Below are 23,827 nucleotides of genomic sequence, written 5' to 3'. Positions count from 1 at the left end.
GCCGGCACGGCTGTCGGCGCTGATCGCGTCCCTGGTCACGCACTTTCACCGCGAGGCGCCATGGCCGGCCCGATCCTGATCTTCGACTCCGGTGTCGGCGGGCTGTCGGTGGCCGCGGCGATTCGCGAGCGGCTCCCGGCGGCGACGCTGGCCTATGTCTGCGACAATGCCATGCTGCCCTACGGCACCAAGCCCGATGCTTGGCTGGTCGAGCGGATCACCGCCGTGTGTCGCGAGGCGGTTCGGGTCAGTGGCGCCGCCGTGCTGGTGGTGGCCTGCAATACCGCCAGCACCCTGGCCCTGGAGGCGTTGCGCGCGGCGCTCGACATCCCGGTGGTGGGCACCGTGCCGGCGATCAAGCCCGCGGCGGCGCTGAGCCGAACCGGCACCATCGCCTTGCTGGCGACGTCGGCGACCGTCAATCGTGCCTATACCCGGCAGCTGATCGAGGAGTTCGCCGGGCACTGCCGGGTGCTGCGTCTCGCCGCCGATCCCCTGGTCGCCGAGGCGGAGCGTCATCTGGCCGGTGAGCCGGCCGACGAGGCGACCCTGGTGGCCAGTCTGGCGCCGCTGTGGCGCGAGTCGGCGCTCGACACCGTGGTGCTCGGCTGTACCCATTTTCCCCTGCTGCGCGCGCGGTTCGCCGCCTGTGCGCCCCGCGTCGTGGCCTGGGTCGATTCGGGCGACGCGATCGCCCGTCGCGTCGCCGCTATCGTCGCCACCCCGCTCGCCGGCCAGACGAACCGGGCCTGGGCCACCGCTCCCGGCCGTGCGCTGGCGGCGATCCTCGCCGAGCGTGGCTTCGGTTCCCCGCAGGTCCTGGACCCTGGCGCCGTGCGTGTCCCGGTGGCGCGCTGACGCGCTTTTTCCGTTTACCCTCATCGAAGGAGATGTCGTGGCCGTACCCGTCGTCGAACCCGAGCGCTACACCGCCCAACTGGAAGCCAAGCGTGAGCGCATCACGGCGCAGTTCGCGTCTTTCGATCCGCCGGCGCTGGAGGTGTTCGCCTCGCCGGCCAGTCATTACCGGATGCGCTGCGAGTTCCGCGTCTGGCACGAGGGCGACGACCTGTTCTACGCGATGTTCGAGGTCGACCCGGCGGATCCCAAGAACAAGCAGGTGATCCGGCTCGATCAGTATGCGGTGGCCAGCCGGACCATCAATGCGCTGATGCCCCGGCTTCGCGAGGCGGTGATCGACGACCCGGTATTGCGGCACCGGCTGTTCCAGGTGGAGTTTCTGACCACCCTCAGCGGTGAGGCGCTGGTCACCCTGATCTATCATCGCCGGCTCGACGCGGCCTGGGAGGCGAAGGCGCGCGCCCTGCAGGAGCGACTGAACGTGTCGATCATCGGCCGCGCCCGCAAGCAGCGTCTGGTGCTCGATCGCGACCACGTCTGGGAGCGCCTCGCGGTGGACGGGCGCACGCTGGTCTACCAGCAGGTCGAGAACAGCTTCACCCAGCCCAACGCCGAGATCAATCGCGCCATGCTGGGCTGGGCCCGGGACGTGACGCGGGACGGCCAGGACGGTGATCTGGTCGAGCTCTACTGCGGCAACGGCAACTTCACCGTGGCCCTGGCCGAGAACTTTCGCCGGGTATTGGCCACCGAGATCTCGCGCACCTCGGTGGCCTCGGCGGGGGTCAACCTCGCCGCCAACGGTGTCGACAACGCCGTCGTCGCCCGCATGTCGGCGGAGGAGTTCGCCGAGGCGCTGGCCGGGGAGCGCCAGGGCCGCCGGGTCAGCGAGATGGCGCTCGACGACTACCGCTTCACCACGGTGCTGGTCGACCCGCCACGGGCCGGGCTGGATGCCGAGAGCTGCGAGCGGCTGCGCGCCTATCCGCGGATCGTCTATATCTCCTGCAACCCGACCACCCTGGCCGAGAACCTCGCTCAGTTGCAGGATACCCACCGCATCCGGCGCTTCGCGCTGTTCGACCAGTTTCCATGGACCGACCATTGCGAATGCGGCGTGCTGCTCGAGCGTCGCGGATGAGCGCAACAGGCGCGCAGGCGCGTTTCGCCGCCGCCGTCAAGAGGCGATGCGCAACTGACATGCACCATGAGAAAGCCGGCATGACGATGGGGCGCGCCGATTGAGCTAGAGTATCCTCACGGGTAGCGTGATAGACCACGTCACAAGCACATCCCCGGTCGCAGGCAGCGACCGGACGCAGCCGAGGTGATTGATGCAACACGTCGCTATCGATGGCAAGCAGGAATTTCTGGCCCAGCTTCGCGAACAGCTCGCCAAGCGCCTGCCGGAGGAAAAGGTCAAGGAAGTGGCCACGTTCGCCGAGGATTTCTACGCCAGTGCGCCCCTGGAAGATCTGCTCGAGCGCCACCTCGACGATACCTACGGGGCAACGCTGACGACCTGGCACTTCATCCAGCACTTTGATCCGCGCTCGCCCAAGGTGCACGTCTACAACCCCGATTTCGAGGAGCATGGCTGGCAGTCCTCGCACACCGTGATCGAAGTGCTCCACGAGGACATGCCGTTTCTGGTCGATTCGGTGCGTATCGAACTCAACCGGCGCGGCATCACCGTGCACGCCATCCACAATGCCGTGCTGGCGGTCGAGCGCGACAGCAAGCACGATCTCAAGCGGGTGACCGGAACCCAGGCCAAGAACGCCCCCGAGTCGCGCGAGTCGATCATGGTCATCGAGATCGACCGCCACTCCGATCCCGACACCCTCGAGGAACTGGAGAACAGCCTGCTCGACGTGCTGGGCGACGTGCGCACCGCCGTCGAGGACTTCGACCCGATGCGCGACAAGGTTCGCGACGCCCTCGAGGAACTCAAGTCGGTGCGCCCCGAGCAGGTGGACAAGGCGGACCACAAGGAGGCGGTGGCCTTCCTCGAATGGCTGCTCGACGACAACTTCACCTTTCTCGGCTACGACGAGTACGAGGTGGTCGAGAAGAAGAAGGGCCAGGACGACCTGCGCCCGGTGAAGGGCAGCGAGCTGGGCGTGTTCAAGCTCGACCAGCCCCGCTATCGCGAGCGCATCCGCAGCGACATGGGGGTGGAGGGCGATCATTACGTGCTGATCCCCGAGCTGCTGTCCTTCGCCAAGAGCGCCTATCACTCGCGCATTCACCGGCCGGCCTACCCGGACTACATCTCCATCGAGCGCTACGACGAGAACGGCAACGTCATCGGCGAGCGGCGCTTCATCGGCCTCTACGCCGCGGTGGTCTACAACGACTCGCCGCGGCACATCCCGGTGCTGCGCAAGAAGATCCAGGCGGTGCTGGATGCCTCGGGGGTCAACCCCAAGGGGCACAACGGCAAGCACTTGTTGCAGATTCTGGAGGTCTATCCCCGCGACGACCTGTTCCAGATCAGCAGCGAGGAACTGACCCGCACGGCGCTGGGGATTCTCAACATCCGCGAGCGGCGCCGCGTGCGACTGTTCGTGCGCGAGGACCGTTTCGGGCGTTTCTACTCCTGTCTGGTGTTCGTGCCTCGCGACGTGTTCTCCACCGATCTGCGCCTGCGTGTCCAGCAGCTGCTGTGCGAGGAGCTCGATGCCACCTTCGGCGACTTCAACACCTATCTGTCGGAGTCGGTGCTGGCGCGTATCCAGTTCATCCTGCGCTTCAACGACGAGACGCCGGTCGACTACGACCTGCGCAAGATCGAGAAGAAGATCGCCGGCCTGGCGCGCAGCTGGCGCGACGACCTGCTCAATGCCCTGGTCGAGGGCGTGGGCGAGGAGAAGGCCAATCGCCTGATGAACGTCTATCGCGATGCCTTCCCGAGCAGCTATCGCGACGACTTCACGGCGCGCACCGCGGTCTACGACATCCACCACCTCAGCGAGGTCGAGCAGGGCGAACCGATTTCGGTGAGCCTCTACCGGCTGGTCGAGGAGGACGAGGAGGGCGTCAACCTCAAGCTGTTCCACGGCGACGCGCCGGTTCCGCTGTCCGACGTCCTGCCGGTGATGGAGAACCTGGGCCTGCGTGTGCTCGGTGAACGCCCCTATGGCGTGCATCGCGAGGATCGCGCCTTCTGGATCCACGACTTCACCCTCGAGCACCATGGGCGGGAAGTGGTCAACCTGCAGGACATGCGCGAGACCTTCATCGACGCGCTCAAGCGCATCTGGACCGGCGAGGCCGAGAACGACCCGTTCAATCGGCTGGTGATCGGCGCCAACCTGGACTGGCGCGAGGTCGCCTTGCTGCGCGCCTACGCACGCTATCTCAAGCAGATCCGTTTCGGCCTGTCGCAGCTGTATATCGCCACCACCCTGGCCAACTACCCGGAGATCACCCGCGAGCTGGTCACCCTGTTCGGCCTGCGCTTCGATCCCGAGCGCCAGGACGGCGACGATGCCGGCAACGCCAAGGCGATCGAGCAGTGTGTCGAGCGCGTCAACGGCCTGCTCGACGAGGTCGGCAGTCTCAACGACGATCTGCTGCTGCGCCGTTACATCGAGCTGATCCAGGCGACGTTGCGCACCAACTTCTACCAGCGTGACGACCAGGGCCACCACAAGGACTATATCTCCTTCAAGCTCGACCCCACGCGCGTGCCGCTGATGCCCAAGCCGCGGCCCAAGTTCGAGATCTTCGTCTATTCGCCGCGGGTCGAGGGCGTGCACCTGCGCGGCGGCAAGGTCGCTCGCGGCGGGTTGCGCTGGTCGGATCGCCACGAGGATTTCCGCACCGAGATCCTCGGCCTGGTCAAGGCGCAGCAGGTCAAGAACGCGGTAATCGTGCCGGTGGGCGCCAAGGGCGGTTTCGTCTGCAAGCGGATGCCCGAGAACGCCGACCGGGATGCCGTGCAGAAGGAAGGCATCGCCTGCTACCAGATCTTCATCCGCGCGCTGCTCGACCTGACCGACAACCTGGACGGCGGTGAGGTGGTGCCACCGACCGACGTGGTCCGTCACGATGACGACGACCCCTACCTGGTGGTCGCGGCGGACAAGGGCACGGCGACCTTCTCCGACATCGCCAACGAAATCTCCCTGGAGTATGGCCACTGGCTGGGCGATGCCTTCGCCTCCGGCGGGGCGCACGGCTACGATCACAAGAAGATGGCGATCACCGCCCGCGGCGCCTGGGAGTCGGTCAAGCGCCACTTCCGCGACATGGGCGTGGACACCCAGAAGGATCCGTTCACGGTCGTCGGGGTCGGCGACATGGCCGGCGACGTGTTCGGCAACGGCATGCTGCTCTCCGACAAGATCCGGCTGGTCGGGGCCTTCAACCACCTGCACATCTTCGTCGACCCCGATCCCGACCCCGAGACCTCGTTCGCCGAACGCAAGCGATTGTTCGACAAGCCGCGCTCGAGCTGGGAGGAGTACGACAGCTCGCTGATCTCGGAGGGCGGCGGTGTCTTCAAGCGCAGCGCCAAGTCGATTTCGATCACCGCGGCGATGAAGAAGGCCTTCGACATCAAGGCCGACAAGCTCTCGCCCAACGAGCTGATCCAGGCGATGCTCAAGGCCCAGGTGGACCTGGTCTGGAACGGCGGCATCGGCACCTACGTGAAGTCCAGTCAGGAGACCCACGCCGAGGTCGGCGACAAGGCCAACGACGGCCTGCGCATCGACGGCAGTGAGCTGCGCTGCCGGGTGGTCGGCGAGGGCGGCAACCTCGGCCTGACCCAGCGCGGGCGCATGGAGGCGGCGCATCACGGCGTGAAGGTGAACACCGACTTCATCGACAATGCCGGCGGGGTCAACTGTTCCGACCACGAGGTCAACATCAAGATCCTGCTCGATGACATCGTCAAGAACGGCGACATGACCGAGAAGCAGCGCAATCAGCTGCTGGCCGACATGACCGAGGAGGTCGCCGGACTCGTCCTGCGCGACAACTACCGCCAGACCCAGGCGCTGTCGCTCAGCGAGATCCTCTCCCGCGAGGGGCTGGGGCCCTATCGGCGTTTCATCAACGAGCTGGAAGCCAGCGGCCATCTCGACCGCGAACTGGAGTTCCTGCCCGACGACGAGACCCTGCTCGAGCGTTCCAACAACGAAGAGGGGCTGACGCTGCCCGAGCTGTCGGTGCTGATCTCCTACGCCAAGAGCACCCTCAAGGGCGACCTGATCGCCTCCGAGGTGCCCGATGACCCCTACATCCAGCGATACCTCGAGCGTGCCTTCCCCAAGGCGCTGATCGAGCGCTTCCCCGAGGCGATGTATCAGCACCGCCTCAAGCGCGAGATCGTCGCCACGCAGATCGCCAACGATCTGGTCGATCACATGGGCATCGTCTTCGTGCGCCGGCTGATCGACACCACCGGCGCCAGTCGGGCCGATATCGCACGGGCCTACATCATCGCCCGTGACAGCTTCAACCTGGAAGGGCTGTGGCAACAGATCGAGGCGTTGGACAACCGCGTCGACAGTCGGGTGCAGTACCAGATGATGCTCGACCTGATGCGCCTGCTGCGTCGCGCCACGCGCTGGTTCCTGCGTCAGCGCAGCAGCCTGTCGGTGAGCGAGAGCATCGAGCACTTCGCACCGCGGATCGGCCAGTTGCAGGAGAACATCGGCAAGCGCCTGCGCGGTCAGGAACTGGAAACCTGGCAGGAGCGTCGCGACGAACTGGCCGAGGCCAAGGTGCCCAAGACCCTGGCGAGTATCGTCGCCGCCACCGGCAACCTCTATGCGGGGCTGGGGATCATCGAGGCCGCCAAGCAGACCGGCGAGAAGATCCAGCGCGTCGCCGAACTCTACTACGAGATCGGCCATCGCCTGGAGCTGCCGTGGATGAGCGAGCAGATCGACGCGCTCCAGGTCCGCGACAGCTGGCAGGCGCAGGCCCGCGAGACGTTCCGCGACGACCTGGATCGTCAACAGCTCGCGCTGACGGTGAGCGTGGTCAAGATGGACGATGCGCCACGCGACGTCGAGCCGCGAGTCGAACAGTGGCTGTCGCGCCACGACGATCTGCACAAGCGCTGGCGTGGCCTGATCGACGAGGTCAGCGGCGGCACCCATGGCGGTTATCCGCTGTTCGCGGTGGCGATCCGCGAACTGGTCGATCTCGCCGAGAGCGATGGCGATTGAACCATCGTCCCTGGTCCGGGTCGCTAGGCTCGACGAAATCCCGGTCAACGGGGTTTCGTCGTTGCCCCCTTGAGTCACGAGGGTTGGCGCGAGTCCTCGCACGTGATGGAGTGAGGGGCACGATCCTCGAAGACGGGTCTGATATGCTTGGCCCACCGGATCCATTGCCAATTAGAGAAACGTCATGAAGCATCGCGTATTAACCGCCGCAGTCGCCTTGGGACTCATTGCGGGGACCCCCGAGGCGCTGGCGCAGAGCGCCGCCTTGCAGAAGGCCCAGGAAGCCGCCGATCAGTTCGATATCAGCAAGTACCTCACGGCGCGTACCGACGCGCGTAGCCAGAGCTTCGGCTTCGGGGGAACGCACACACACACCGTCACGGTGAAGAAGCCCGGGCGTTACGTCTTCACCAGCGGCACCCTGGCCGGCGAGTCGGATGACTATCGCATCGAGGCCCAGCTGCTCGACGAGCAGGGGCGGGTGCTCGCCCGCAGCGAAGGACTTGGCCAGAACGGCGGCCTGCACCTCGAGCAGCAGCTCGAGCCGGGCGAGTACACGCTGCGCGTCTCGGCCAACAAGTTCGGTTCCGAGGCCCACGGCGGCAACAGTTTCACGGTCTCGGTGGCCGGGTTGAGTGATGAAGGCGAGCGGCTCAACACCGACGAAAGCGGCATCGATGGCGGTACCGATATTCACTTCGGCAGTGACGAGGGCAAGACGGCGTTCGTCGACAACAAGGACGCGGTGGCGACCATCGCCGCACCCGGGGCCGCAGCGTCCGATCGTGCCGGTAAGGCCGCGACGTCGGAGGCTTCCGGAGATCGCCGAGAGCGGCAACCCAAGGCCTTCGAGGAGATCGTCGCGGACATTCGCATTCGCCAGGAAGGCGAGGTCATGACCTTCGACGTCGCCCAGGCCGGCACCATCTCGGTGACCAGTTCGACGTTCCCCGGTAGCGGTGGCGACTACACGCTCCAGGCCAAGTTGCTCGACGAGAACGGCAATGTCGTGGCCAGTGACAAGGGTGTCGGCGCCCAAGGCGACTTCGCCATCGAGACGCCGTTGCAGCCGGGTCGCTATCGGGTCTGGGTCAGCGGACGCAAGTTCGGTTCGGCCATGCAGGGCGCCAACCGGTACACCCTACGCGTACGGCAGCTCAATACCCGACCCTGAACCGGTGATCCCGAGTTCCGACGATCTGCGATATACTCCCACCGCCTTACCGTCCGCCGAGGAAGCCGATGTACGCGCCCGTCCGTTCGATCCTGTTTCGTCTCGACCCGGAAACCGCGCACGGCGTCACGCTGGGTGCGCTGGATGCCGCGCACCGCTGCGGGCTGACGGGACTGTTGCGCGGCGGGGCGCGGGTCGACGACCCGGTCGAGGTGATGGGACTGCGCTTCGGCAACCGCGTGGGCCTCGCCGCCGGCCTCGACAAGAATGCCGATCATCTCGACGCCCTGGGGGCGCTGGGGTTCGGTTTCGTCGAGGTCGGGACCGTCACGCCCCGGCCGCAGTCCGGCAATCCGCGCCCGCGGCTGTTTCGCCTGCCGGCGCGTGGCGCGATCATCAACCGCATGGGCTTCAACAACGCCGGGGTCGACCATCTCGTCGCCAGGGTGCGCAAGAGCCGCTATGACGGGGTGATCGGCGTCAACATCGGCAAGAACCTGACCACCCCGGTGGAACGGGCGGTCGATGATTATCTGGCCTGTCTCGAGCGGGTGCACGGCGTGGCGCATTACGTCACGGTGAATATCTCCTCGCCGAATACCCCCGGGCTTCGCGATCTGCAGTTCGGCGAGCACCTCGATGCCCTGCTGGGCACGTTGCGCGAGACCGCGACACGCCTGGATCAGGCAGCGAACCGGCGCGTGCCGCTGGCCGTCAAGATCGCCCCGGACATGGACGACGAGGCGATCGCCCTGGTCGCCGAGGCGCTGATGCGCAATGGTATCGATGGAGTGGTCGCCACCAACACCACGGTCTCGCGCGAGGGCGTGGCGGGGCTGGCGCATGCCGAGGAGGCGGGTGGCCTGTCGGGCGCCCCGGTGCGCACCCTGTCCGATCATGTCGTCACCGCCCTGCGCGAACAGCTGCCCGAGATGCCGATCATCGGCGTGGGCGGTATCGACAGCGGCCAGGCGGCGCGGACCAAGCGCGATGCGGGCGCCGATCTGGTGCAACTCTACTCGGGGTTCATCTATCGGGGGCCGGCCCTGGTCGGCGAGTGTGCCAGGGCGCTGCGCGCGTGAATCGCGTGGCAGCGACACGATAAAAAGGCCCGCGGTGGAGGCGGGCCTTGGAGGGTGTTCTTCACGATGAGGCGAAGAGTGTCACATCACCATGGGGTTCTTGTGGATACCGGCCACACCCGTCATGCCGGACCACTGATCCCCTCGACCTTCACGCCAACCGCTCATCCAGTATTCACGTAGATTGATATCCTGGCTGGGGCAGTCGTCTCTAGAGCGTCCGGTAATGCCCGCCTTGTAGCCATGAACATAAGCACGCTGGAAGCGATCACGTTTCTGTCGTTTCATCGGATGACCTCTTAGGTGAGAACCCAATTTATATCGTGACGAGCCACTTCACGACGACAGGCCGAATGCCCCTTGCCGCCGCTGCTCTAGGGCCCGCGGACAGAACGCATGCGTTTTGTAGTAGCTACTGAATTCATTTCTAGTTGAAAAGTGGCAGGGCTGTCGAGCCGTCTTTTGTCACAGTACTGTTACGCAAATGAAATTAAAGGAACATTAACGGATATGAGCGTCGAGCGAGATCGCAGTCAGGCCGTCGCCGCGTCATGCCAGGCGTTCTTCGCCAGTTGCCCCAAGGATATCGAAGGGCTGCTGGCCGACGAACTGAGCGCGCTGGGCGCCGACGTCACCAAGCAGACCGTCGCGGGGGTGCACTTTCGTGCCGAGCTCGCCGTTGCCTACCGTGTCTGCCTCTGGTCGCGACTGGCCAATCGCGTGGTTCTCTGCCTGGTACAGGCGACCGGCGTCGAGGCGCCGGAGGCCATCAAGGCCCGCGTCGCCGAGGCGAACTGGGCGGAGCAGACGGCACCCGGGGCCACCCTGGCGGTGGATTTCCACGGCCAGTCGCGGGAGATCCGGCATACTCGCTTCGGCGCACAGCTCGTCAAGGACGGCGTCGTCGATGCGCTGCGCGCGGCGGGGCGCGAGCGGCCCAGCGTCGACCTGCGCGATCCCGATCTGCGCCTGTACGCGCACCTGCATCGCGGGCGGCTGATGGTGGGCATCGACCTGTCCGGCGGCAGCCTCCATCAGCGTGGCTACCGGCGTGACCCGGGGCATGCGCCGCTCAAGGAGAACCTGGCCGCGGCCCTGCTGATTCGCGCCGACTGGCCGGCGCGCGCCAAGCGCGGCGAGACCCTGATCGATCCGCTGTGCGGGGCGGGGACGCTGCTCATCGAGGCGGCCTGGATCGCCGCCGACATCGCCCCCGGGCTGCAGCGTCGGCGTTTCGGGTTCCAGGGCTGGGCCGGGCACGACGCGTCGCTGTGGCGTGAGGTGCATCGTGAGGCGGAGGTGCGCGCCGGGCTCGGCCGGCGGCGCGTCAAGTCGCGGTTGTTCGGCCGTGACCGCAGCCCCCAGGCGCTGGCCGCCGCCAAGGCCAACGCGATGCGCGCCGGGATTCCGGCGCTGATCGAGCTCGAGGGCGGCGACGTCGACCACTGGCAACGCCCGCCGGAGCACGACACACCGGGGCTGATCATCACCAACCCGCCCTACGGCGAGCGCATCGGCGAGCTGCCCGAGCTGGTCACGCTCTATGCCTCGCTGGGCGAGCGGGCGCGTCGCCAGTTTCCCGGCTGGACGCTGGCACTGTTCACCGGCAACCCCGACCTGGGGCATCGCACCGGCCTGCGTGCCGCGAAGCAGTATGCCTTCAAGAACGGGCCGATCGACTGCAAGCTGTTGCTGATGAGGGTGCCGGACGAGGCGCAGGCCGCTGAAACGCCGCAGTCGCCGAGTCGCTCGTCGGGGGCGACCATGTTCGCCAACCGGCTGGTGAAGAACCGCAAGCGTCTGGCCAAGTGGCTCAAGCGCAGTGGCGAAACCTGTTACCGGCTCTACGACGCCGACATGCCGGAATATGCCCTGGCGGTGGATGTCTACGGCGAGCGGGTGCATGTACAGGAGTATGCGCCGCCGCGCTCGGTGGATCCCGACCAGGCGAAGCGCCGGCTGATGGAGGCCCTGGAAGTGATCCCCGAGGTGCTCGGGGTAAGGTCGGAGGCGGTCTATCTCAAGCATCGCGAACGCCAGGCGGGCAAGGCGCAGTATCAGAAGCGCGACGCCAGCGGCGAGCGCTTCCAGGTGCGGGAAGGCCCGGCCACGCTCTGGGTCAATCTGCGCGACTACCTCGACACCGGGCTGTTCCTGGACCACCGTCCGGTACGCCGGTTGATCGGCGAGATGGCCGGCGGCGCGCGGTTTCTCAACCTGTTCTGCTATACCGGGGCGGCGACGGTGCAGGCCGCGCTGGGTGGCGCCAGCGAGACGCTCAGCGTGGACCTGTCCAATAGCTATCTCGACTGGGCGCGCGACAACCTGGCGCTCAATCGCCTCGATCCCGCCCGGCACCGGGTGGTGCGCGACGACTGCCTGCGCTGGCTGGAGACGGCCAGGGGCACCTTCGACCTGATCTTCCTCGACCCGCCGACGTTCTCCAACTCCAAACGCATGGACGGCACGCTGGATATCCAGCGCGACCACGCCGCGCTGATCGAGCGCTGCATGGCACGCCTGGACGCCGCAGGCACCCTGATCTTCTCCAACAACCAGCGCCGCTTCCGGCTCGACGAGGCGCTGACGACGCGTTATCACGTCGAGGAGATCACCGGGTCCACCTATGACCCGGATTTTCACCGTCGGCCCGATCTCCACCACTGTTTCCTGATCCGCCATGCCGAGGGCGCGGGGTCACGGTGACACCGCCGAGCCGCTGGATCACGCCGTGAGGCCGGCGTCTCGGCGCCGACCGTGGCTCGCTGGGCGAGGGGCTATTCGAGCAGCGACAGCTGGCGTACGGCATCGCGCCCTTCGGGGGTGTCGGCACGGGTCTCGAGCACCCGCCGGAAGCCCCGCGACCGCTGGATGTGATCGACGTCGTCGAGCCACATCATCGCCTGGTCGTAACCGTCGGCCAACTGGTGCTTGAGGCCGCCGAACTGGGTGCCGATCTGGCCCCAGGCGCGACTGAATATCCAGTCGCCGAACATGTCCTGATGGACATGCACCAGCACGTAGTCATGGTCGCTTTCCCAACGGACGATCACGGTGGCTCCTGAATCGGTGGCGGCTTGTCGCGTCCCGTGCCGCGGCCTAAGATGGCTGGCGGTCGGGGTCCCCATTTTAGCCGCCCCTCGCCCGCGAACAAGGAGCGACCCGCATGCGCATACTCGCCGATCAGAACATTCCCCTCATCGAGGCCTTCTTCGGCGAGTTGGGTGACATCACCCGGTTGCCGGGGCGCGAGATCGACGCCGCGGCGGTGCGCGATCAAGACATCCTGCTGGTGCGCTCGATCACCCGCGTCGATGCGGCGTTGCTCGAGGGCTCACGGGTGCGTTTCGTGGGCACCTGCACCATCGGCACCGATCATGTCGATCTCGACTACCTGCGCGAGCGTCACATCGGTTTCGCCAGTGCCCCGGGCAGCAACGCCGATTCGGTGGTCGACTACGTGCTTTCCAGCCTGCTGCTGCTGGCCGAGGAGGAGGGCGAGGCGCTGTCGGAGCGCAGCGTGGGTATCGTCGGCGCCGGCAACGTCGGCGGGCGGCTGGCCCGACGGCTCGGCGAGATGGGCGTGCGTTCGCTGATCTGCGATCCGCCGCGGGCCCGCGACGAGGGGCGCGAGGATTTCGTCGACCTGGATACCCTGATCGCGCGTAGCGACGTCATCTGCCTGCACACGCCGCTGGTCGAGTCGGGCGAGCATGCCACCCGTCACCTGATGGACGCCCGCCGCATCGCGGCCATACGCCCGGGAAGCGTGCTGCTCAACGCCGGACGCGGCGCCTGCCTCGACAACGCCGCGCTGCGCCGTCGGCTCGAGGAGCAAGCCGATCTACGCTGCGTGCTCGACGTCTGGGAGCAGGAGCCGGCCATCGACGAGGCGCTATTCGCGTTGGTGGATATCGCCACCCCGCACATCGCCGGCCATAGCCTGGACGGCAAGATGCGTGGCACCGAACTCGTCTACCAGGCGGTGATGCAGCACTATGGCCTGCCCGTGCGCTGCAAGCTCGGCCAGATCAAGCCGGATCCCTGGTTGCGCAAGCTGGTGCTGACCGAATGGGCGCCGCCCCTCGAGGCGCTGTCGCTGTGCGTGCGCGCCTGCTACGACGTGCGCCGCGACATGGTCGGCTTCGAGCGTTACCGGCGGCGACTGGGCATGGCGCAGGCCTTCGATCGCTACCGCGCCGAGTATCCGGTACGCCGCGAGTTCTCGACGCTGCGTGTGGACTTCAAGAAGAACAACAACGATCTGCGCGAAGCCATCGCCGGGTTCGGCTTCAAGGTCAAGCTGGCGGGCAAGTGACACTGGGTTGCGGTGGCCGCGGGCTGAGCCCGCGGCCTTGTCGCGTCATGCAGGAGCTCACCAGAGCGCGACGAGTTCCTTGTGCAGCGAACCCTTGACCTTCTCGACCTGACCGCTGTCGATGTGCCGGGCCAGCGTCGCGAATACCGCGCGGGTCGCCGTGGCGGGGTCGATGTCCTGCTTGGTCTTGGCCATCTCTTCATCGATGCGCTGCAGGAAGGTCTCCTGATGGCGGGTCCGCTCGGGTTGCTCGGAGGGCTGCCAGCGCTCGAAGAAGGCGCCGCGCAGCAACAGCGGCAACTGGGCGCCCAGGTGCGCCGTCAGCGAGGTCGGCAGGCAGTCGCGCAGGTTTCTGAGTACCGTGCCCAGCAGGTGCCAGGCGGTCTGCCGGCTGGCGTCGGTGTCTTGCATCACGTCATCCAGCCAGACATGCGTGGTGTGCAGGGTTCTGTCGAAGACTTCCAGGCCATTATCGCTCATGACAACACTCCTTATTCGTGCGATGGGCCGGGGTATCCGGCACGTCCATCCGGGACGTGCCGTCACTATAGGCGGTGTCGGCGTGTCTTTCCTTGTGGCTGCGTTGCCAGGTGCAACGAGAGGTTGCCAGAGGTTTCCGGCGGGGCGCTCGCCATGCAAGAGGCCCGCGCATGGCGGGCCTCGATGACAGAAGAGCGGATGCGTCACTGCCGGTAGGCGGACTCCTTGAGCGCGCGGATGCGGTCGTCGAGTGGCGGGTGGCTGGCGAACAGGCGCTCCATCAGCTTGCGGGTCTGACCGGTGGTGATGGCGAAGGCGGTGAGCGTATCCGGCATCTGGTCGGGCATCTGGGTTTCCGCCTTGAGACGCGCCAGGGCATTGATCATCGCTCCGCTGCCCGCCAGCCGGGCCCCGGCGGCGTCGGCGCGGTATTCGCGGAAGCGCGAGAACCAGGCGACGATCACCGAGGCGACCAGCCCGAAGACGATCTCGGCAACGATCACCACCGCGAAGTAGCCGAAGAAGCCCAGCCCGCCCCCGTTGTCGTCGCGGCGCAGGAAGCTGTCGATCAGTTGGGCGACCACCCGGGCGAAGAACATCACGAAGGTGTTGAGCACGCCCTGGACCAGCGCCAGGGTGACCATGTCGCCATTGGCGACGTGGCCGATCTCGTGGCCCAGCACCGCGCGGACCTCCTCGGGGCGCATGCGGTTGAGCAGGCCCGACGAGACCGCGACGAGGGCGTCGTTCTTGTTCCAGCCGGTGGCGAAGGCGTTGGACTGTTCGGCCGGGAAGATGGCGACTTCCGGCATCTTGATGCCGGCGTCCCGAGCCAGTTCCGCCACGGTATCGAGCAGCCATTTCTCGTTGGCGTCGCGGGGCGTTTCGATCACCTGAGCCCGGGTGCTCATCTTGGCCATCGTCTTGGAGAGCAGCAGCGAGACCAGCGAGCCGGCCATGCCGAAGACGAAACAGAAGATCAACAGGGCGTTCAGGTTCAGTCCGTTGGCGTTCAGGTAGGGCTCGACGCCCAGCAGTCGCAGGGTAATGCTGGCGACCAGGACCACGGCCAGGTTGGTCGCCAGGAACAGCACGATGCGCATCATATGACGAAACCTCAGTAGTCGGTAAACCAGGGGCAGTCGGTAAAATCAGGTATTTCAGGGTGTTGTTCGACTTCTTAGATAACCGCCGGCGGGGCGGGTTTCAAGCCCCCGGCGGTTTTTTTCGTGATGCGGGAATTACTGCCGGTAGCGGCTCAGGAAACGGGCGAAACGATCCAGGGCGTCCTCGAGCTGCTCGGCCCAGGGCAGGGTGACGATGCGCAGGTGGTCGGGTTGCGGCCAGTTGAAGGCCGTCCCCTGTACCAGCAGGATTTTTTCCTGCAGCAGCAGGTCGAGCACCAGTTTCTGGTCGTCCTGAATGTTGAAGACCTTGGGATCGAGTCTGGGAAAGGCGTAGAGCGCACCGCGTGGCTTGGTGCAGGAGACGCCGGGGATCGCGTTGAGCTTCTCGAAGGTGATGTCGCGCTGCGCGCGCAAGCGCCCGCCGGGGAGCACCAGGTCGTTGATCGACTGGTAGCCGCCGAGTGCCGTCTGGATGGCGTGCTGGGCCGGCACGTTGGCGCACAGGCGCATCGACGCCAGCATGTTCAGCCCCTGGATGAAGTCGTTGGCGCGCTGCTTGCCGAGCTTGCCGGAGAGGATCATCCATCCGGAACGGAACCCCGCGCAGCGGTAGCTCTTCGACAGCCCGTTCATGGTCACCACCAGCTGGTCGTCGGCGGCCAGGGAGCCGGTGGAGACGTGCTCTACCTCGTCGTAGAGGATCTTGTCGTAGATCTCGTCGGAGAACACCACCAGATCGTGCTGCCGGGCGATCGCCAGCAGTTCCTTGACCACCTCGGGCGGGTACACGGCGCCGGTGGGGTTGTTGGGGTTGATCAGCACGAGCGCCTTGGTGTGCGTGGTGATCTTGTCGCGGATGTCGGCGAGATCCGGCGCCCAGTCGGCCTGCTCGTCGCACATGTAGTGCACCGGGCGCCCCCCGGAGAGATTGGCGGCGGCGGTCCACAACGGGTAGTCGGGGGCGGGGATCAGCACCTCGTCGCCGTCGTTGAGCAGCGCCTGCATGGCCATCACGATCAGTTCCGAGACGCCGTTGCCGACGAAGATGTCCTCGACACCCACGCCGGGAATGCCCTTGCGCTGGCACTCCTGCATGATCGCCTTGCGCGCCGAATAGAGCCCCTTGGAGTCGCAGTAGCCCTGGGCGGTGGGCAGGTTGCGCATCACGTCCTGAAGGATTTCCTCGGGCGCCTCGAAGCCGAACGGCGCGGGGTTGCCGATGTTGAGCTTGAGGATGCGCTGACCTTCGTCCTCGAGCCGCTTGGCATGATCGAGGACCGGGCCGCGGATGTCGTAGCAGACGTTGTCGAGCTTGTGCGACTTGCGAATCGGGTGGGGCGAGGTGTCCATGGAATACCGGGGTCCGTTGGCTGACTGAGCGCAGGGCGAGACGCGGCAGAGCGGCGAGCATCGAAAACGCCCGATGCCGCCCGGGCGCGCTGCGTTGCGACAGCATAACCCGGCGGTGCAGGGCTGCAAATGGCGTCAGCCGTCGGCGCCGGGCTCGTCGCTGGGCGGGGGCGGGATATCCGCCGGCGTCTCCAGGGTCAGCCGGCCCAGCTTGCCGTCGCGCAGCTCGTGGAGCAGCACCTCGGCCCCGCGATGCAGGTCGACTTCGCCACCGGCACGCAGCCCCCCGCGCTTGCCGGCGATCGCGGCGACGATCGCCTGACCGTCGAAGCCGGCCCGGGCCAGCAGGTCGGGTTGCGTCGGTCCGTCGGCCTCCACCCGATCGGCCTCGGGGTCGGGCGTGTACGCGGGCAGCTCCTTGAGCTTGAAGCGGCCTTTCAGGGCGTCGGGGTAGCGCCTGGCGAGTTCGGCGGCCGTCACCACCGCGACATCCAGGTAGTCGATGGCAGTGTCGCGGATCGCGCCGCTGGCGGCGAGCCGGTAGGCGCTGGCCTGATCCTCGATCTTGGGCCACAGCACCCCGGGGGTGTCGGTCAGCGCGATGCGTCCGTCGATGCGGATCTTCTGCTGGCGCTTGGTCACCGCCGGCTCGTTGCCGGTCTTGGCGATCTTGCGCCCGGCCAGGCCGTTGATCAGCGTCGACTTGCCGACGTTGGGGATGCCCATCACCATCACCCGCACGTCGCGGTCGGCGCGCACCTGGCCGGCCAGTTCATGACACAGCGCGGGAATACGCTTGAGCTCGCGCGCCTGGGTGGTGGTCACGGCCAGCGCCCGCGTGTCGGCCTGGGCGTCGAAGTGGGCGACCCATTCGCGGGTACGCTCGGCATCGGCCAGGTCGGCCCGCGAGAGGATCTTGAGCACCGGCTTGTGTTCGGTGAGTTCGGCGAGCATGGGGTTGGCGCTGGAGTAGGGCAGCCGGGCATCCAGGACCTCGATCACCACGTCGATCTCGGGCAGGGCTTCCTTGATCTGGCGCCGCGCCTTGTTCATGTGTCCCGGATACCAGCCGAGCATGTCGTCCCCCTGACGGTCGTGACCAATGAAAAGGGCGCCATCTTAGCAGATCGGCGCCCGGTGCGGCGGTCGCGGGTGGCTCACTCGTCGGGGTGGAAGTCCAGCGCCACGGAGTTGATGCAGTAGCGCTGCCCGGTGGTCTCGGGCGGGCCGTCGGGGAAGACGTGACCCAGATGGGCATCGCAGTGCGAACAGACCACCTCGGTGCGTCGCATGCCATGGGACTCGTCGAGATGCTGTTCGACCGAGCCCTTGCCCAGCGGACGGTCGAAGCTCGGCCAGCCGCAGCCGGCGTCGAACTTGTGCTCGTTCTCGAACAGCGCCGCCCCGCAGCACACGCAGTGATAGATCCCCTGTGCGTCGCTGACCTGGTGGTCGCCGCTGAACGGCGCCTCGGTGCCGTGCTCGCGGGTGACGCGGTACTGCTCGGGTGTGAGCTGTTCACGCCATTCGGCGTCGCTCTTCTTCAGCTTGTTGCGCATCGACGTTCTCCTCATCGGTGGGCGGCGTTCGTCCCCGCTCATGAGACAACAGATCGGCGGGTCGATTCCAGAGCTTGTCGCGCTGCCGCACGCGCGATTCGTGCCCTGCGGGGCGGGTATGGGCCACGCCCTGTCAGCCTTTCCCAGCATAGACGTGACACATGGCGACGTGGCGAGGTTGACACCCGGGGGCGGGCTAATTAATATACGCGCCACCTCGACGAGGCAAGGCACTGCGTCCCATTCGTCTAGTGGTCCAGGACACCGCCCTTTCACGGCGGTAACAGGGGTTCGAACCCCCTATGGGACGCCACTTCCTCTTGAGGTAAAACTGGAAAGCGCGGGAATAGCTCAGTGGTAGAGCATCGCCTTGCCAAGGCGAGGGTCGCGAGTTCGAATCTCGTTTCCCGCTCCAGATTGCGTCCCATTCGTCTAGTGGTCCAGGACACCGCCCTTTCACGGCGGTAACAGGGGTTCGAACCCCCTATGGGACGCCACTTTCCGGTCAGCCAGTTTTGGCGTTGCAAGCGTGCGGGAATAGCTCAGTGGTAGAGCATCGCCTTGCCAAGGCGAGGGTCGCGAGTTCGAATCTCGTTTCCCGCTCCAGTTTCTTGGAGCAGAAGTGTGACAGCGGTCGCGAGCTGGAGCGTCAGCCCGGTCGAATCTCGTTTCCCGCTCCAGATTTTGGAGTCGAAGAAGTTGTGGTGGAGGTCGCGAGCCGATACGTCGGTCCGATCGAATCCTCCTTCCCGCTCCAGATTGCGTCCCATTCGTCTAGTGGTCCAGGACACCGCCCTTTCACGGCGGTAACAGGGGTTCGAACCCCCTATGGGACGCCACTTGCTTGCCGGCCAGCTTCAGATAAGCGGGAATAGCTCAGTGGTAGAGCATCGCCTTGCCAAGGCGAGGGTCGCGAGTTCGAATCTCGTTTCCCGCTCCAAGATTTTGCGTTGCAGGAAGGGTAGTCGAGGGTCGCGAGCTGGAGCGCCAGCCCGGTCGAATCCTGTTTCCCGCTCCAAGATTTTGCATTGCAGGAAGGGTAGTCGAGGGTCGCGAGCTGGAACGCCAGCCCGGCGGAACGCCGCCCGATCTAATCTCGTTTCCCGCTCCAATCTCCCCCTCCGCCAGTCGACGATGCGACCTTCGGCGCCGAGTCCGTCAATCATTGATTTTTCGTGCGCCGCCCGCATATCAGTCACCCTTTGTCGCGCAATCGCGCTGGCGTACCCGATGATCGTCTGAAGACAAGGTCATTTTATGACAGTACCTGCACTGGCCATCCGGGGCCTGACCAAGGTCTACGGTAATGGCTTTCATGCCTTGAAGGGTATCGATCTGGATGTGCCCCAGGGCGATTTCTTTGCCTTGCTGGGCCCCAACGGTGCCGGCAAGTCGACCACGCTGGGCATCGTCTGTTCGCTGGTCCAGAAGACGGCCGGCGAGGTGTCCATCTACGGTATCGACATCGACCGGGATTTCGCCAAGGCGAAATACCATCTCGGCGTGGTGCCCCAGGAATTCAACTTTTCCCAGTTCGAGAAGGTCGAGGACATCATCCTCTCCCAGGCCGGCTACTACGGCATGTCGCTGCGCGAGGCCAAGCCGCGCTGCGATCAGTTGCTCAAGGACCTGGGGCTCTGGGACAAGCGCAACGGCCCGGCGCGCATGCTCTCCGGCGGCATGAAGCGCCGCTTGATGATCGCCCGTGCCCTGATCCACCGGCCGCGGCTGCTGATCCTCGACGAGCCCACCGCCGGCGTGGACATCGAGCTGCGCCGCAGCATGTGGGACTACATGCGGCGCATCAACCGTGAGGAGGGCACCACCATCATCCTCACCACGCATTACCTCGAGGAAGCCGAGAGCCTGTGTCGCAATATCGCGATCATCAACAACGGCGAAATCGTCAAGAACACCTCGGTGCGTGACCTGCTGACCGAGCTGGATACCGAGACCTTCCTGCTCGACCTGGCGGCGCCGATCGAGCGCGCACCCGAGCTCGACGGCTTCGAGATCGAGCAGGTCGACCGCGCCCAGCTGGCGCTGTCTCTGCGCAAGGGGCAGCGCCTCAATGCGGCGTTCTCGCAACTCAGCGAGCTGGGCATCGACGTCGTGTCGATGCGCAACAGGGCCAACCGCCTCGAGGAGCTGTTCGTGTCCATGGTCAAGGACGACAACGCCCGGGCCGGGGCGAATCGGGCCGCCACGCCGAGCGAGGAGACGCCGTCATGAATCCACGCCAGATCCTGGTCGCGCTGTGGACGCTGGTGGTCAAGGAGGTACGCCGTTTCACGCGTATCTGGCCGCAGACCCTGCTGCCGCCGTCGATCACCATGACCATGTACTTCATCATCTTCGGCAACCTGATCGGCTCGCGGGTCGGCGAGATGGACGGCTTCGACTACATGGCCTACATCGTCCCCGGGCTGATCATGATGTCGGTGATCACCAACAGCTACTCCAACGTGGCTTCGTCGTTCTTCTCCAACAAGTTCCAGCGCAGCGTGGAGGAGATGATGGTCTCGCCGATGCCCAACTGGGTGATCCTGGGCGGTTTCGTCCTCGGCGGCATGGCCCGTGGCCTGGGCGTCGGTCTGATCGTGACCCTGGTGTCGCTGTTCTTCACCGACTTGTCGATCTATCACCCACTGGTGACCGTGGGCGTGGTGACCATGACCGCCACGCTGTTTGCCATCGGCGGTTTCATCAACGCGCTGCTGGCCAACAAGTTCGACGACATCTCGATCGTGCCGATCTTCGTGCTGACGCCGTTGACCTACCTGGGCGGCGTGTTCTACTCGATCGACATGCTCCCGGACTTCTGGCAGGGCGTGTCGATGGTCAATCCGATCCTCTACATGGTCAACGCCTTCCGCTACGGCATCCTGGGGGTGTCGGACATCCCGGTGGCCGGTGCGCTGATCGCCGTGGCGCTGTTCATCGTCGTCTTCTTCCTGCTCGCGCTGTGGATGCTCGAGCGCGGCAAGGGCATCAGGAGCTGACCAATGGCGCACCGCCCCGATACCCTGACGGGCGCCCCGCTGGGGCGCGAGTCCGCCTATCCCGAGCGCTACGACCCCGGGCTGCTGTTCGCCATTCCGCGTGCCGCCAACCGGGCGCCGCTGGGCATCGCAGCGGGCGACCTGCCGTTCGTCGGCGAGGACGAGTGGCACGCCTTCGAACTCTCCTGGCTCGATGCGCGCGGCAAGCCGGTGGTCGCCGTGGCGCGATTCCGGCTGCCGGCGGACTCGCCGAACCTGATCGAGTCCAAGTCCTGGAAGCTCTATCTCAACGGCTTCAACCAGACCCGCTTCGACAGCCGCGAGCGTGTCGTCGCCACGCTGCGGCGCGATCTCGGCGACGCCGCCGGGCGGCCTATCAGCGTCGACCTGCTCGCCGTGGACGATGCCGAGCTGGCGCCGCGGGCCTTGCCCGGCGAGTGCATCGATGGGCTGGACATCGCCGTCGACGACTACACTCCCAATGCCGATCTCCTGCGGGCCGGACCCGATAGCGTCGCAGAGACCCTGCACTCGCATCTGCTCAAGTCCAACTGCCCGGTGACCGGCCAGCCCGACTGGGGCAGCGTGCTGATTCGTTACCGGGGGCCGCGGCTCGATCGCGAGGGTCTGCTGCGCTACCTGATCGGCTTTCGTCAGCACCAGGATTTTCACGAGCATTGCGTCGAGCACATCTTCACCGACCTGATGGAGCGCGCCAGTCCCGAGCGCCTGCTGGTGATGGCGCGCTACGTGCGTCGCGGTGGGCTGGACATCAGCCCCTGGCGCGCCACGCCCTGCGAAACGCCGCCCTTGCCGTTGCGCCTGGCGCGGCAGTGAACGAATACGATACATTGCCGAGAAAGGTTCTCGTTTATAGGAGGTTGTGCCATGGAGGCGATGCGCCTGCTTCATGAACGCCGCTCGATGGGCAAGCTGGCCGGACCCGCACCCTCTCGCGAGCAGCTCGATGCCCTCTATCGTGCCGCCCTGCGGGCCCCCGACCACAAGGAACTCACGCCCTGGCGCTTCATCGAGTTCAGCGGCGAAGGCATCGACCGCCTCGGCGAGCTTTTCGCCGAGGGGGAGGCGCGCAAGAACCCCGATCTCGACGCGTCGCATCTGGATTCCATCCGCAAGAAGCCCAAGCGCGCGCCCCTGATCATCGCGGTGATCGCCAGGGGCACGCCCGACCTGCCCAAGGTGCCGGCTGTCGAGCAGGTGCTCTCGGCGGGCTGCGCCGCGCACGCCATGCTGCTGGCCGCCCAGGCGCAGGGGCTGGGCGCGATGTGGCGGACCGGCACCTTCGCCTTCGATCCGGTGGTCCGCGAGGGACTCGGGCTCGGCGAACACGACGAGATCGTCGCCTTTCTCTACCTCGGTCAGCCGGGCGGTCGCTTTCCGCCGATCCCCGAGCGCGATCCGGCCGAGTTCGTCGAACGCTGGGACTGAACCGCGATGCGTCGCCCCGGCCAGCCCTTCGCGCATCCGCCGTTGCCCCACGACGCCAAGGTCGAGGACCTCGCCGCCTTCCAGGCCTGGCTGGAAGAGGCGATCCCGCTGGTCGGGCACCTGGGACTGCAATCCATGGCCTGGGAGGAGGACGCCCTTGTCTGGCAGCTACGGCTCGCGCCCAACCTCAACGACAAGGGCAGTGGCTTCGGCGGGTCGCTGGCTGCCCAGGCCACGTTGATCGGCTGGACCTGGACGACGCTCTGGCTGCGGGCGCGTGGGCGCCGTCAGGATGTCGTCGTCGCCCACGCCAGCCAGCGCTATCTGGCCCCGGTCACGGCGGACTACCGACTGATCTGCCGGCCACAGGCGGCGCAGGGCGCCAGTGACCTGCAAGCCAGCCTGCGCGAGCGTGGCAAGGGGCGCCTGGCGCTGGCGCAGCAGCTGTACGTCGGTGACACCCTGTGCTTCCAGGCGGAGGGCGATTACGCCGTGCTCCCGGCATGAATCCGGAAATCCGCTTGCAATCGCGGGGTTAGCTCGTTAACATGTGCGCCGTTCTGATGCAGAGGCCGCCGGCCAAAGCGCGGGACGAAAAGTTGCGGAGGGGTGTCCGAGTGGTCGAAGGAGCACGCCTGGAAAGTGTGTAAGTCGAAAGGCTTCGAGGGTTCGAATCCCTCCCCCTCCGCCACAGAATATAGAGAAGCCGCTGATTTCAGCGGCTTTTTCTTTTTCTATACCCTCTCAGCCCATACTTCAGCCCATACTTTGTGTCTGGCTTTCACTGGCCTTCCCAGGACGCTGTTGGACAGTGTGTCCTTCTGCTGTCCCCCTCACGCCTTCCATTTTCTCGATGTTGCTACCACCCACCTTGGTCGGTCGCCTCCTAGTTCAGGCATGACAGGCCGTACCTCTCTCAGGTAGTGTCGACCTAAGTGTTATGAGAACGACTAGGCCCGGGAAGTGGCGATGTCAGATTTTTCTTCATATGCATCCACGATGCAGGAAGGCAATCCCCTAGAGCGTCAGGATGGCCGGGAACTGCGTATTCCCGCTGCTCGTGCACGGCGAGCGCTGCATCAAGCGCGTGCAGCGCGTCGCCAGCGTCGCCTGGCTGCTGATCAGCGACAACCCGCGCTATGATCAAGCCGCAGGGTATGAAGGACGTGGAGATCCTGGGGCGGTGTGAGATTCGGATTGGAGAAATAAATTAAAGAGTCGTAGAAGCTCAAAAAAA

Annotated in this window: 20 protein-coding genes and 7 tRNA genes; 20 read left to right on the top strand and 7 right to left on the bottom strand. The window is 65.8% G+C overall.

Annotation, left to right across the window (positions count from 1 at the left end; genetic code table 11):
- Positions 1-60: 60 nt before the first annotated feature.
- From murI to D0901_RS10160, 5 genes are all read left to right on the top strand, one after another.
- Positions 61-858, top strand: coding sequence for a glutamate racemase (gene murI / locus D0901_RS10180; RefSeq protein WP_129140189.1), 798 nt, complete (start codon positions 61-63; stop codon positions 856-858).
- Positions 859-895: 37 nt separating this feature from the next.
- Positions 896-2,002: a tRNA (uridine(54)-C5)-methyltransferase TrmA gene (gene trmA / locus D0901_RS10175; protein WP_129140188.1), complete on the top strand. Its 1,107-nt coding sequence runs from the start codon at positions 896-898 to the stop codon at positions 2,000-2,002.
- Positions 2,003-2,195: 193 nt separating this feature from the next.
- Entirely contained in the window at positions 2,196-7,049 is a 4,854-nt protein-coding gene (locus D0901_RS10170) for an NAD-glutamate dehydrogenase (protein WP_129140187.1), read from the top strand.
- Between the two features lie 184 nt (positions 7,050-7,233).
- Complete coding sequence (locus D0901_RS10165; protein WP_129140186.1) at positions 7,234-8,223, top strand: hypothetical protein; 990 nt, start codon at positions 7,234-7,236, stop codon at positions 8,221-8,223.
- Between the two features lie 68 nt (positions 8,224-8,291).
- The gene (locus tag D0901_RS10160) at positions 8,292-9,305 is read left to right on the top strand and encodes a quinone-dependent dihydroorotate dehydrogenase (protein WP_129140185.1); all 1,014 of its coding nucleotides are present in this window, start codon (positions 8,292-8,294) and stop codon (positions 9,303-9,305) included.
- An 81-nt stretch (positions 9,306-9,386) separates the two neighbouring features.
- Here the strand turns inward: D0901_RS10160 and rmf are convergent, their stop codons facing one another.
- The gene (rmf, locus tag D0901_RS10155) at positions 9,387-9,593 is read right to left on the bottom strand and encodes a ribosome modulation factor (RefSeq protein ID WP_129140184.1); all 207 of its coding nucleotides are present in this window, start codon (positions 9,591-9,593) and stop codon (positions 9,387-9,389) included.
- A 222-nt stretch (positions 9,594-9,815) separates the two neighbouring features.
- Here rmf and rlmKL point away from each other — a divergent pair, with 222 nt between their 5' ends.
- Positions 9,816-12,011, top strand: coding sequence for a bifunctional 23S rRNA (guanine(2069)-N(7))-methyltransferase RlmK/23S rRNA (guanine(2445)-N(2))-methyltransferase RlmL (rlmKL, locus tag D0901_RS10150; protein ID WP_129140183.1), 2,196 nt, complete (start codon positions 9,816-9,818; stop codon positions 12,009-12,011).
- Positions 12,012-12,082: 71 nt separating this feature from the next.
- Here the strand turns inward: rlmKL and D0901_RS10145 are convergent, their stop codons facing one another.
- On the bottom strand, positions 12,083-12,358 hold the full coding sequence (locus D0901_RS10145; RefSeq protein ID WP_129140182.1) for a hypothetical protein: 276 nt from the start codon (positions 12,356-12,358) through the stop codon (positions 12,083-12,085).
- Positions 12,359-12,471: 113 nt separating this feature from the next.
- On the opposite strand from D0901_RS10145, the gene pdxB reads away from it, so the two are divergent.
- On the top strand, positions 12,472-13,623 hold the full coding sequence (pdxB, locus tag D0901_RS10140; RefSeq protein WP_129140181.1) for a 4-phosphoerythronate dehydrogenase PdxB: 1,152 nt from the start codon (positions 12,472-12,474) through the stop codon (positions 13,621-13,623).
- A gap of 57 nt (positions 13,624-13,680) precedes the next feature.
- Here pdxB and D0901_RS10135 read toward each other — a convergent pair whose 3' ends face one another.
- The 5 genes from D0901_RS10135 to msrB all read right to left on the bottom strand — a co-directional run bounded on the left by D0901_RS10135 (position 13,681) and on the right by msrB (position 18,139).
- Positions 13,681-14,103: a DUF2267 domain-containing protein gene (locus tag D0901_RS10135; RefSeq protein ID WP_129140180.1), complete on the bottom strand. Its 423-nt coding sequence runs from the start codon at positions 14,101-14,103 to the stop codon at positions 13,681-13,683.
- A 203-nt stretch (positions 14,104-14,306) separates the two neighbouring features.
- Positions 14,307-15,209 (bottom strand): protease HtpX, encoded by a 903-nt coding sequence (gene htpX / locus D0901_RS10130; protein WP_129140179.1) that lies wholly within the window; start codon positions 15,207-15,209, stop codon positions 14,307-14,309.
- Positions 15,210-15,344: 135 nt separating this feature from the next.
- The gene (locus tag D0901_RS10125) at positions 15,345-16,580 is read right to left on the bottom strand and encodes a pyridoxal phosphate-dependent aminotransferase (protein ID WP_129140178.1); all 1,236 of its coding nucleotides are present in this window, start codon (positions 16,578-16,580) and stop codon (positions 15,345-15,347) included.
- A gap of 135 nt (positions 16,581-16,715) precedes the next feature.
- On the bottom strand, positions 16,716-17,657 hold the full coding sequence (ylqF, locus tag D0901_RS10120; protein ID WP_129140177.1) for a ribosome biogenesis GTPase YlqF: 942 nt from the start codon (positions 17,655-17,657) through the stop codon (positions 16,716-16,718).
- 80 nt (positions 17,658-17,737) lie between these two features.
- Positions 17,738-18,139 carry a peptide-methionine (R)-S-oxide reductase MsrB gene (gene msrB, locus D0901_RS10115; RefSeq protein WP_129140176.1) on the bottom strand — a complete coding sequence of 134 codons (402 nt, stop codon included), beginning with the start codon at positions 18,137-18,139 and terminating at the stop codon, positions 17,738-17,740.
- 237 nt (positions 18,140-18,376) lie between these two features.
- Between msrB and D0901_RS10110 the strand changes: the two genes are divergently transcribed.
- From D0901_RS10110 to D0901_RS20900, 13 genes are all read left to right on the top strand, one after another.
- Positions 18,377-18,452 (top strand) — tRNA-Glu (locus D0901_RS10110).
- Positions 18,453-18,479: 27 nt separating this feature from the next.
- A tRNA-Gly gene (locus D0901_RS10105) sits at positions 18,480-18,554 on the top strand.
- A 6-nt stretch (positions 18,555-18,560) separates the two neighbouring features.
- Positions 18,561-18,636: transfer RNA gene (locus D0901_RS10100), tRNA-Glu, on the top strand.
- Between the two features lie 34 nt (positions 18,637-18,670).
- A tRNA-Gly gene (locus tag D0901_RS10095) sits at positions 18,671-18,745 on the top strand.
- 157 nt (positions 18,746-18,902) lie between these two features.
- Positions 18,903-18,978, top strand: a tRNA-Glu gene (locus tag D0901_RS10090).
- A gap of 26 nt (positions 18,979-19,004) precedes the next feature.
- Positions 19,005-19,079 (top strand) — tRNA-Gly (locus tag D0901_RS10085).
- 317 nt (positions 19,080-19,396) lie between these two features.
- Complete coding sequence (locus tag D0901_RS10080; protein ID WP_129140175.1) at positions 19,397-20,371, top strand: ABC transporter ATP-binding protein; 975 nt, start codon at positions 19,397-19,399, stop codon at positions 20,369-20,371.
- Positions 20,368-21,141, top strand: coding sequence for an ABC transporter permease (locus tag D0901_RS10075; protein ID WP_129140174.1), 774 nt, complete (start codon positions 20,368-20,370; stop codon positions 21,139-21,141). Before D0901_RS10080 ends, D0901_RS10075 begins: the two co-directional genes overlap by 4 nt.
- A 3-nt stretch (positions 21,142-21,144) precedes the next feature.
- The gene (gene queF / locus D0901_RS10070; protein WP_129140173.1) at positions 21,145-21,978 is read left to right on the top strand and encodes an NADPH-dependent 7-cyano-7-deazaguanine reductase QueF; all 834 of its coding nucleotides are present in this window, start codon (positions 21,145-21,147) and stop codon (positions 21,976-21,978) included.
- A gap of 51 nt (positions 21,979-22,029) precedes the next feature.
- Positions 22,030-22,590 carry a nitroreductase family protein gene (locus D0901_RS10065; protein WP_129140172.1) on the top strand — a complete coding sequence of 187 codons (561 nt, stop codon included), beginning with the start codon at positions 22,030-22,032 and terminating at the stop codon, positions 22,588-22,590.
- 6 nt (positions 22,591-22,596) lie between these two features.
- A complete protein-coding gene (locus D0901_RS10060) occupies positions 22,597-23,097 on the top strand; it encodes a YiiD C-terminal domain-containing protein (RefSeq protein ID WP_129140171.1) in 501 nt (166 codons plus the stop codon).
- Positions 23,098-23,193: 96 nt separating this feature from the next.
- Positions 23,194-23,281: transfer RNA gene (locus D0901_RS10055), tRNA-Ser, on the top strand.
- A 339-nt stretch (positions 23,282-23,620) separates the two neighbouring features.
- Positions 23,621-23,779, top strand: a complete 159-nt coding sequence (locus D0901_RS20900; RefSeq protein WP_162500852.1) for a S24/S26 family peptidase — start codon at positions 23,621-23,623, stop codon at positions 23,777-23,779.
- Positions 23,780-23,827 lie beyond the last annotated feature (48 nt).

The organism is Modicisalibacter coralii, assembly GCF_004117855.1.
Taxonomy (GTDB): Bacteria; Pseudomonadota; Gammaproteobacteria; order Pseudomonadales; family Halomonadaceae; genus Modicisalibacter; species Modicisalibacter coralii.
The sequence above is the reverse complement of the archived record's forward strand: the minus strand, read 5'-3'. Positions and strand labels throughout refer to the sequence as shown.

Bases quoted from the DNA above. Each gene is read 5' to 3' on its own strand.
- D0901_RS10065 (WP_129140172.1), top strand. From the start codon at position 22,030: ATGGAGGCGATGCGCCTGCTTCATGAACGCCGCTCGATGGGCAAGCTG.
- D0901_RS20900 (WP_162500852.1), top strand. From the start codon at position 23,621: ATGGCCGGGAACTGCGTATTCCCGCTGCTCGTGCACGGCGAGCGCTGC.
- rlmKL (WP_129140183.1), top strand. From the start codon at position 9,816: ATGAGCGTCGAGCGAGATCGCAGTCAGGCCGTCGCCGCGTCATGCCAG.
- D0901_RS10125 (WP_129140178.1), bottom strand. From the start codon at position 16,580: ATGGACACCTCGCCCCACCCGATTCGCAAGTCGCACAAGCTCGACAAC.
- D0901_RS10060 (WP_129140171.1), top strand. From the start codon at position 22,597: ATGCGTCGCCCCGGCCAGCCCTTCGCGCATCCGCCGTTGCCCCACGAC.
- D0901_RS10075 (WP_129140174.1), top strand. From the start codon at position 20,368: ATGAATCCACGCCAGATCCTGGTCGCGCTGTGGACGCTGGTGGTCAAG.
- D0901_RS10080 (WP_129140175.1), top strand. From the start codon at position 19,397: ATGACAGTACCTGCACTGGCCATCCGGGGCCTGACCAAGGTCTACGGT.
- queF (WP_129140173.1), top strand. From the start codon at position 21,145: ATGGCGCACCGCCCCGATACCCTGACGGGCGCCCCGCTGGGGCGCGAG.
- D0901_RS10165 (WP_129140186.1), top strand. From the start codon at position 7,234: ATGAAGCATCGCGTATTAACCGCCGCAGTCGCCTTGGGACTCATTGCG.
- pdxB (WP_129140181.1), top strand. From the start codon at position 12,472: ATGCGCATACTCGCCGATCAGAACATTCCCCTCATCGAGGCCTTCTTC.
- msrB (WP_129140176.1), bottom strand. From the start codon at position 18,139: ATGCGCAACAAGCTGAAGAAGAGCGACGCCGAATGGCGTGAACAGCTC.
- D0901_RS10135 (WP_129140180.1), bottom strand. From the start codon at position 14,103: ATGAGCGATAATGGCCTGGAAGTCTTCGACAGAACCCTGCACACCACG.
- htpX (WP_129140179.1), bottom strand. From the start codon at position 15,209: ATGATGCGCATCGTGCTGTTCCTGGCGACCAACCTGGCCGTGGTCCTG.
- ylqF (WP_129140177.1), bottom strand. From the start codon at position 17,657: ATGCTCGGCTGGTATCCGGGACACATGAACAAGGCGCGGCGCCAGATC.
- rmf (WP_129140184.1), bottom strand. From the start codon at position 9,593: ATGAAACGACAGAAACGTGATCGCTTCCAGCGTGCTTATGTTCATGGC.
- D0901_RS10160 (WP_129140185.1), top strand. From the start codon at position 8,292: ATGTACGCGCCCGTCCGTTCGATCCTGTTTCGTCTCGACCCGGAAACC.
- murI (WP_129140189.1), top strand. From the start codon at position 61: ATGGCCGGCCCGATCCTGATCTTCGACTCCGGTGTCGGCGGGCTGTCG.
- D0901_RS10170 (WP_129140187.1), top strand. From the start codon at position 2,196: ATGCAACACGTCGCTATCGATGGCAAGCAGGAATTTCTGGCCCAGCTT.